We start from the raw sequence: 8,105 nt of genomic DNA, 5'->3' as shown, positions 1-8,105 counted from the left end.
CAGGGTGGATTTCTAGAATGAAAAACGCGGGTCTTCAACGCTCCATGTCAAAGAAGGGGTGCTCTCCAGACAACTCTGCTTGTGAAGGTCTGTTTGGACGTTTGAAAAATGAAATGTTCTATAATCGTAACTGGTCCGGTGTAAGCATTCATCAGTTTATCGAAATCCTTAACAACTACTTAATCTGGTACAATGAAACAAGGATTAAAACGTCACTGGGAAATAGAAGTCCATTGGAGTACCGACGAAGTCTTGGATTGGTTGCTTAGGGTGTCCAAGATATCGTCCGCACCCCCTTATCCATAATCGTCCCCATCCCCGTCGACCCACGTGCTTAATCTCAAACAAAAAAACAGCTACAACCCCTGCTAAATTCAAGGGTTGTAGCCATTTTTCGCCGTTACCAGTGATACGGTTCTCCCCTACTAATCTTAAACGCCCGATAAATCTGCTCCACCAGCAGCAACCGCACCATTTGGTGGGTAAAGGTCATCCGGGAGAAGGATAGTTTAAGATTGGCCCGCTGGCGCAGCTGCGGGGCCAGGCCGAAAGCGCCGCCGATAAGAAAGACGATGTCGCTTTTGCCATCCAAGGCGCAGCGATCAATATGGGCGGAGAGTTCTTCGGAGGACAGGTTCTGTCCAAATACATCGAGAACGATGCAATAACTATTGTCCCGCACATGCTTTAAAAGACGCTCGCCTTCTTTAACCAGCGCCTGGGCGCGCTCGGCGTCCGATGGACGGTCGGGCAGCTTTTCTTCGTCCACTTCGACAATGGACAGCTTGCAGAAAGGGCCCAAGCGTTTGGTAAATTCCGCGATACCCATGGCAAGGTATTTTTCTTTGATTTTGCCGACAGCGGCGATGGTAATACGCATTACTGCGCCGCCGGGGTTTCTTCAAAGAGAATGTTCACAGTCATGTTGTTTCCGCCGCGTTGCAATACCACATCAGCGCGACTTCCAGGCGCCAAGTTGTCAATGGCGCTTCTTAGTTCGGCCACGGTATTAGTGGCAACGCCGTTAATGGAGAGCACCAAATCCCCAATACGCAGCCCCGCTTTAGCAGCCGGTCCCTGCGCATCCACTTTGGCGACATACACGCCTTGGTCTGTATTCAGCTCATAGCCGTAGCGAGCGGCGGTATTCTTGTCCAGCACGCCTATGCCCAAATAGGAACGCACGACGCGCCCTTTATCGATGATGGATTGCAAAATAGGACGAGCCGTATTGATGGGAATGGAAAAGCCGATGCCTTCGACGCCTTCTTTAGCAATTTTGGCGCTATTGATGCCAATCACCACGCCGTCGGCATTGACCAGCGCGCCGCCGGAATTGCCGGGATTGATGGCGGCATCGGTCTGAATGAGCTTGAACCGTCGCTCGCCAATTTCCAAGGAACGGTTCACGGCGCTAATTACGCCTGCCGTAACACTACCTTTAAATTCAAGTCCCAATGGGTTCCCAATAGCAATCGCCGGTTCGCCAACCAATAGCGAATCGCTGTCACCCAGCGCCGCTACAGGCAGGTTGTCCGCTTCGATTTTTACAACGGCCAAATCGGTAATCGGATCAACGCCCAGCACCTGTCCGTTCACAGTTCTGCCGTCCGCCAGAGAGACTACAATTTCCTTGGCTTCTTCCACTACATGATAGTTCGTCGCGATATAGCCGCGCTTATCAAAAATCACGCCAGAGCCGGTACCGCGCTCAACGACTACCTTGCGGTTAAAAAAGTCGCGGGCGTACGCCTTGTTAGTAATGCCTACTACCGCAGGCCCTACCGCTTGCGCCGCACGAACAATGGCGGTATTACGCGCCTCCGAGACGTTCGTAGCATTCGCTCCAGGAACCACAACGCTTTCCTGCAGCGCCGTCGCGGGCGGTTTTTCGGCAAATTTCTGGCCGTAGGCCATGACTAAGCCGCCGCCGATTAATGCTCCAATGACGGCAATAACAAAAAAGGGCGCCCATTGACGATAGGTTTCTTTCCAACTCATCTTTCCCACTCCTTTTTAAGAAATAGCTGTGAACAAGAGTCACGGGAGTCAAGTGAGGGTCCGCAAGAGAATTGAATCATCCGCTCCCTGAGAATTTATAAAGTTACAACAAACACCGATAGCTCAGAATTTATGAAAACCAGCCATCCGTCATAAGCTGGTCATTTGGTCGGGGTACGTCAGCAGCAAGCGAATGTTGTTTTCTTCTTCCCCCACGCTTTGGCTGCGCAAAATGGTTTCTACCGTTTCTAGAGCCAGTTGGGGTCGGTTATTTTCCTGACTAAGATGAGCCAGAAACACTTCGGTCTGCTTTTTTTTCGGCAGCTTCGCCAAAAGCCAGGCCGCTGCGTCGTTGGACAAATGGCCTCGGTTGCTCAAAATACGCTGTTTTAAGTGCCAGGGATAGCTGCCTCCTTCCAGCATGTTTACGTCATGGTTGGCTTCCAGTACCAATATATCCGAATACGCCAGCGCCCGCACTACGGTTTCCGTCGCAAAACCCAAGTCGGTCGCTACGCTGCATTTCACGTCATGATGAAAAAAATTGAAACCTACCGGATCTGCCGCGTCATGCGAAATCGGAAAGGTGTGAATATCCACGCCGCCGATATGTAGGCGCTCCGGCAGGTCCCGGCAACAGGCCGCCTCCATTTTATCCTTGCCCTTCATCGCCTGCCACGCTGCCGGTCGGGCGTACACCGGCACGCCGTGCCGCCGCGTCAAGGTTCCCAGCCCCAGCACATGGTCGCGATGCTCATGCGTCAATACCACGGCGTCCAGCTCGGACACCGCTACGCCGATGGATTCCAGGCCTTTTTGAATGCGCCTAGCGCTGATGCCTGCATCCACAAGCACCTTGGCTCCGCCCAGGGCGACGTACGTAGCATTCCCCGTACTGCCGCTGGCCAGGACATGCACCTGCGCGCTCATAAGGACACCCCGGCGGCTACAATCTTCTCGCGCACCGCCGCACCTACGTCAAGCCGCAAGGCTTGTACCAGAAGTTCCGCAATTTCCGCTAACCGCTGTTGCGATTTCGCTTCAAAGCGGAGCGTAAACAAAGGCTCCGTCACCGAGGCGCGAATCATACCCCAGCCGTCGGCAAATTCCAAACGCACGCCATCAATCCGGTTAGGTTGGTAAGCTGCCAGCTTGGCTGCCGCCTCATCCAAAAGCGCATCCTTGTCCGCCCCGGTATAGGGAACGCGAATATCCGGAGTCAAGGGATAGCGCGGTATTTCACTCACTAACGAAGACAGCGCGCCATGGCTGGCTACAAATTCGCAGACTTTGAGTCCTGCAAACATGCCGTCGTCATAGCCCAGCTCGGACAGAAAGAAATGACCGCTGATTTCACCGGCAAAAAGGGCCTGTTCCTCTAGGAAGGCTTGTTTGCTGAAGGTATGCCCCGCCCGCGCCATAACGGCTCGGCCGCCCGCTTGCGCCACTGCTTCCGGCACCACCATAGAGCATTTTGCGTCATAAATGATCGCGCCAGGCCCTTTTTGTTCCAGATAGTGCCTCGCCAGCAATACCATGATCAAATCGTTATCAATGGCGGCTCCTGTTTCATCAACAAAGCCTACGCGATCACCGTCGCCGTCAAAGGCTACGCCCAGCGCCGCTTGATGCTGCCGCACGGCTTGTCCCAAAGCGACAAGGTTTTCCGCTAATGCCGGGTTAGGCGCACGTCCGGGAAAATTCCCGTCGGCCTCGCAATATAGATCGACTACCTCATACCCCAAAGAACTATACAACGCAGGGGCAAACGGCGCGGTCGCCCCGCAGCCTGCGTCGACAACTACTTTCAGTTTTCCCGGGGCGGCTTTGGCGGCGGTATCCTGCAGATAGGCGTCGGCTACATTCCAGCTTTCCAGCGAACCCTCTGCACGCACGCATGCTTTCTCCCCCACCAAAGAGGCAATGTGAGCTACCTCTTCTTCTCGCACCGGCAGCGGTCCCAAGACCAGCTTAAAGCCGTTATAGGGCGCCGGATTGTGACTGGCGGTAATCATAACGCCGCCTTCGGCTTCGCTTTGACGCAGCGCATAATAAAACACCGGCGTCGCCACCGTGCCAATGTCCAGCACCCGACAGCCGGAAGCCGCCAGTTCCCGGCATAAAATCGGCTTTAAACGCGGCGTAGACAAGCGAATATCGCCGCCGACCACCACGGTTTTTCCGGTTAACCTCACGCCCAGCGCTCTGGCAATATCCGTTACTGTCGCATCGTCTAAATCCCGATCGGCAATGCCGCGAATGTCGCAGGCGTGATAAATGTTGTGTTTCATGAAGACTCCTTCTGTAATGCTTGCATAATAGCCACGCCCGCACTAGCGCCAATACGATCGGCACCGGCGGCAATCATCGCCCGAACCTGCTCCAGCGTGCGAATACCGCCGGAAGCTTTGATCTGCGCAGAATCTCCTACGGTCCGGCGCAGCAGCTGTATATCTTCTACCGTAGCGCCACCGCTGCCAAAGCCTGTGGAGGTTTTTACAAAATGAGCGCCGCCTCTAAGAGCCGCCAGCGCCGCTTGGCATTTTTCATCATCATCCAGATAGCAGGTTTCCAAAATGGCTTTAACAATTTTACCTTCCGCCGCCTCTACGACGCTATGCACGTCGTTGGTCACCGCATCCCATTGGCCGCTCTTCGCCGCCCCTAGGGAAATGACCATATCGATTTCATCCGCCTTGCAGCGTACTGCTTGGCGCGTTTCTTCCTCTTTTACCCAAGTCAAATTAGCGCCTAAAGGAAATCCCACGACAGTGGCCACCTTGACGCCGCTGCCAGCCAAAAGATGCGCCGCTAAATCCACATAGACCGGATTGACGCACACGGCGGCAAAACCATACATTGCCGCCTCTTCGCACAGATCCCGGATATCATCGGGAGTCGCCGTCGCCTTCAGCAAGGTATGATCAATATAGGAAGCCAAATTCCGCATGGTAATTCCTCCTTTTTTTCTTTACAGGACGATATTCTTTTATTTTACCAGAGGCGAGCAAAACAGAAAAGCCGTCCTTCGCAAGAAGGACGGCTCGCAATGCGAACTATAAAGAAATAGTGCGATGATGCAATGCGTGAGTGCGATTAATTGCGCGCTTGCGCTTGTTGCTTTTTCTGGCAGGCCGGACAGATTCCATAGAAATAGAACTGCTGCCCTGACAAAACATAGTCGGTTTTGTCGCTGACCTGGTTCACAAAAGCGCTGGCGTCAATATCATGCATGTCATCTACGCGTCCGCAATCCATGCACCGCACATGAGGATGGTTTTCAACGGTCGCATCGTAGCGGAAGCTGTCTTCGCCTACGTTGAGAACCTGAACCATGCCAATCTCCCGCAAAATCTCAATGGTCTTGTACACGGTGGCCAAGCTCATCGTCGGATAATGGGGCTGCAATTCGTTGAAAATTGCTTCGGCGCAGGGATGCTCTGTCGTGTTAGACAAAACTTGATAAATCGCCAAACGTTGAGGGGTTACTTTGAATCCTTTCTCCCGCAAGAGAGCTGCTACGGAGAAATCCATTATTCATCACACCTACTTCTTAAATCTTTTAGCTTGCTAGTAATTATTATCCTTTGAGTTTAATTGAATTTTACTATGGTTTGCAATGCCTGTCAAGCATTTAATAAGGGTAATATTACCATTCTCCAAGGCATTCGTCTAGTGTTAGACATATATTTCCTCAAAGAATCTCTTTACCAACAATAATCATGGTCTATGCTATAATAAAAAGACTGCATATGACAAGGCTGGTGAAAGATATGAAATTAGAACAAATCCCCGGTATTCTCGCTCAGGAGCTTCACATTGCGCCGCACCAGGCGAACGCCGCGATCTCCCTCTTGGACGACGGAAATACGGTTCCCTTCATCGCACGGTATCGCAAAGAAGCAACCGGCGAGCTGGACGAAGAACAAATCCGTTCAATTGAAGAACGTTTGGCCTATCTGCGCAATTTAGCGAAACGCCAAGAAGAAATTCTCGCGTCTATTGAAGAGCAGGAAAAGCTGACGCCGGAATTACAAAGCGCTATTGAAAAAACAACGAAACTGCAGGAATTAGAAGATCTTTACCTGCCGTATCGCCCAAAAAAGCGCACAAGGGCGCAAATCGCCCGGGAAAAAGGCCTTGAGCCTCTGGCCGATTTGCTGCGCCAGCTTCCTGCCGGAAAAAGTCCTGACGAAGCGGCCGCCGCCATGCTGGCCGCCTTGCCGGATATTGAAACGGTAGAAGACGCGTTGGCCGGAGCCTCGGATATTATTGCGGAGCAAACCTCGGAAGATGCTTCCATCCGCGCCTGGCTGCGCAAAGAGCTGTGGCAAAAAGGCGAAATTACCGCAGAATTTGCCGTACCGGAGGAAGCCGCTAAAGAAGTACTGGCTTACAAAGACTACCGCGAACCGGTCAAGCGCATGCCGTCCCACCGTATCCTCGCCATCAACCGCGGCGAAAAAAAGGAACTTCTCAAGGTACACTTAGTCGCACCGCATGAAGAGTTTATCGCCGCTCTGGGCCGTCGTCTCATTCCTTCGCCCAATGGCGCTGCGGAGTGGTTGGCCTCGGCCATTGCCGACGGCTATAAGCGTCTGCTTTTTCCCGCCTTGGAGCGGGAAATTCGCAATCTCCTTACGGAGCACGCCGAAAAGCAGGCTATCCGCGTCTTCAGCCTCAACCTGCGTCAACTATTGCTGCAAGCGCCTTTAGCCGGACACACGGTCATCGGCCTTGATCCGGGGTATCGTACCGGCTGCAAGGTGGCGGTCATCGATCCTACAGGCGCGGTTTTGGAGACAACAACCATTTACATCACCCATTCGGCGGCGCAAAAACAGCAGAGCGCCCAAAAAGTGCTGGATCTTTGCCGCCGCCATCAGGTAACCCTGGCCGCCATCGGCAATGGTACGGCTTCCTTTGAAACGGAAGAATTTGTGGCAAGCCTGATTGCCGAACACAATCTGCCCTTGCGCTATCTCATCGCTAATGAAGCTGGAGCTTCGGTGTACTCCGCCTCCAAATTGGCTCGGGAAGAAATGCCGGATTTGGACGTTTCGATTCGCGGCGCGGTTTCCATCGCCCGCCGCATTCAAGACCCTTTAGCCGAACTGGTCAAGATCGAGCCCAAAGCCATTGGCGTCGGCCAATACCAGCATGATGTCGATCAAAAAGAATTGACTCATACCCTAGACGCTGTTGTTGAATCGGCGGTTAACCATGTAGGGGTAGAATTAAACACGGCTTCAGGAGCGTTGCTGCGTCATGTGGCCGGCATCAATGCAACGGTAGCTAAGAATATTGTGGCTCATCGCGAAGCCAACGGTCCTTTCCGGCAGCGCAAAGAACTGCTGAAGGTCGCCCGTCTGGGTCCGGCTGCCTATACGCAATGCGCAGGCTTTCTCCGCTTGGCTTCTTCTTCTCACCCTCTCGATAATACCCCGGTCCACCCGGAGTCTTACGCCTTAACGGAAAACCTGCTCGCGAAACTAGGCTTCACCTTTAAAGATTTAAGCAATAAAGACCGGCTGGCCGCTCTTCAGGCGCAAGCGCCGCAGGCCGATGTCGCCAAGCTGGCCCAGGAGCTGGAAGCCGGCGAACCCACCGTCCGCGATATTCTGGCGGCCCTAGCCAAGCCGGGCCGGGACCCGCGCGAGGATGTACCCCTGCCGCTCACGCGTCAGCAGGTCGTCAAGCTGTCCGAACTGCAGCCGGGCAGCATCGTCCAAGGGACGGTGCACAACGTTACCGACTTCGGCGTCTTTGTCGATATCGGCATCAAGGTCAAAGGCCTGGTTCACCGATCGGAGCTCAGCCGCAAGCCCTTCCGGCATCCGCTGGACGTGGTATCGGTCGGCGATATTCTGGAAGTGCTTATCCTGTCCGTCGACGAAGAACGCAACCGCATCGCCCTCAGCCTCAAACAAGTGCCTGCGAAAGAGTAACAGGTACGAACAATAGTCGCAAGAGAAGTAATAGGACCGGTGTTGAACAGGAGTAGAGGGAGTAGAGTGAGGGCATGGGAAAAGATATTTTTTTCTTCTTTCTGTGTAATGAATAAGCCCTATCCACTTTCGCATCTTTCGTGTCTTTCGCGGTTC

The 8,105-nt window shown here is 53.4% G+C and carries 8 protein-coding genes; 2 read left to right on the top strand and 6 right to left on the bottom strand.

Going from position 1 to position 8,105, the window contains the following annotated elements; all coding sequences use genetic code 11:
- The coding region (locus tag C508_RS19750; protein WP_156817554.1) for an IS3 family transposase at window positions 1-269 on the top strand (269 nt) is incomplete at its 5' end.
- 131 nt (window positions 270-400) lie between these two features.
- Here C508_RS19750 and rlmH read toward each other — a convergent pair.
- From rlmH to perR, 6 genes are all read right to left on the bottom strand, one after another.
- Complete coding sequence (rlmH, locus tag C508_RS0101745; RefSeq protein WP_018701810.1) at window positions 401-880, bottom strand: 23S rRNA (pseudouridine(1915)-N(3))-methyltransferase RlmH; 480 nt, start codon at window positions 878-880, stop codon at window positions 401-403.
- Window positions 880-2,001 (bottom strand): S1C family serine protease, encoded by a 1,122-nt coding sequence (locus C508_RS0101740; protein ID WP_018701809.1) that lies wholly within the window; start codon window positions 1,999-2,001, stop codon window positions 880-882. The genes rlmH and C508_RS0101740 overlap by 1 nt, the downstream gene beginning before the upstream one ends.
- Window positions 2,002-2,151: 150 nt before the next feature.
- Complete coding sequence (locus C508_RS0101735) at window positions 2,152-2,931, bottom strand: MBL fold metallo-hydrolase (RefSeq protein WP_018701808.1); 780 nt, start codon at window positions 2,929-2,931, stop codon at window positions 2,152-2,154.
- Window positions 2,928-4,292 (bottom strand): phosphomannomutase/phosphoglucomutase, encoded by a 1,365-nt coding sequence (locus C508_RS0101730; protein ID WP_018701807.1) that lies wholly within the window; start codon window positions 4,290-4,292, stop codon window positions 2,928-2,930. The genes C508_RS0101735 and C508_RS0101730 overlap by 4 nt, the downstream gene beginning before the upstream one ends.
- Complete coding sequence (gene deoC, locus C508_RS0101725) at window positions 4,289-4,951, bottom strand: deoxyribose-phosphate aldolase (protein WP_018701806.1); 663 nt, start codon at window positions 4,949-4,951, stop codon at window positions 4,289-4,291. Before deoC ends, C508_RS0101730 begins: the two co-directional genes overlap by 4 nt.
- A gap of 146 nt (window positions 4,952-5,097) precedes the next feature.
- Window positions 5,098-5,535: a transcriptional regulator PerR gene (perR, locus tag C508_RS0101715; RefSeq protein WP_018701804.1), complete on the bottom strand. Its 438-nt coding sequence runs from the start codon at window positions 5,533-5,535 to the stop codon at window positions 5,098-5,100.
- A 239-nt stretch (window positions 5,536-5,774) separates the two neighbouring features.
- Here perR and C508_RS0101710 point away from each other — a divergent pair, with 239 nt between their 5' ends.
- Window positions 5,775-7,949: a Tex family protein gene (locus tag C508_RS0101710; protein ID WP_026319293.1), complete on the top strand. Its 2,175-nt coding sequence runs from the start codon at window positions 5,775-5,777 to the stop codon at window positions 7,947-7,949.
- Window positions 7,950-8,105 lie beyond the last annotated feature (156 nt).

Origin of the sequence: Anaeromusa acidaminophila DSM 3853, from assembly GCF_000374545.1 — a bacterium.
In the GTDB taxonomy this organism is placed as follows: domain Bacteria; phylum Bacillota; class Negativicutes; order Anaeromusales; family Anaeromusaceae; genus Anaeromusa; species Anaeromusa acidaminophila.
Note: the sequence above shows the minus strand (reverse complement) of the source record. Positions and strands in the feature narration are given on the sequence as shown.

Excerpts from the sequence above, each read along its gene's own strand:
- rlmH (WP_018701810.1), bottom strand. The coding sequence starts at position 880 with ATGCGTATTACCATCGCCGCTGTCGGCAAAATCAAAGAAAAATACCTT.
- C508_RS0101740 (WP_018701809.1), bottom strand. The coding sequence starts at position 2,001 with ATGAGTTGGAAAGAAACCTATCGTCAATGGGCGCCCTTTTTTGTTATT.
- C508_RS0101735 (WP_018701808.1), bottom strand. The coding sequence starts at position 2,931 with ATGAGCGCGCAGGTGCATGTCCTGGCCAGCGGCAGTACGGGGAATGCT.
- C508_RS0101730 (WP_018701807.1), bottom strand. The coding sequence starts at position 4,292 with ATGAAACACAACATTTATCACGCCTGCGACATTCGCGGCATTGCCGAT.
- deoC (WP_018701806.1), bottom strand. The coding sequence starts at position 4,951 with ATGCGGAATTTGGCTTCCTATATTGATCATACCTTGCTGAAGGCGACG.
- perR (WP_018701804.1), bottom strand. The coding sequence starts at position 5,535 with ATGGATTTCTCCGTAGCAGCTCTCTTGCGGGAGAAAGGATTCAAAGTA.
- C508_RS0101710 (WP_026319293.1), top strand. The coding sequence starts at position 5,775 with ATGAAATTAGAACAAATCCCCGGTATTCTCGCTCAGGAGCTTCACATT.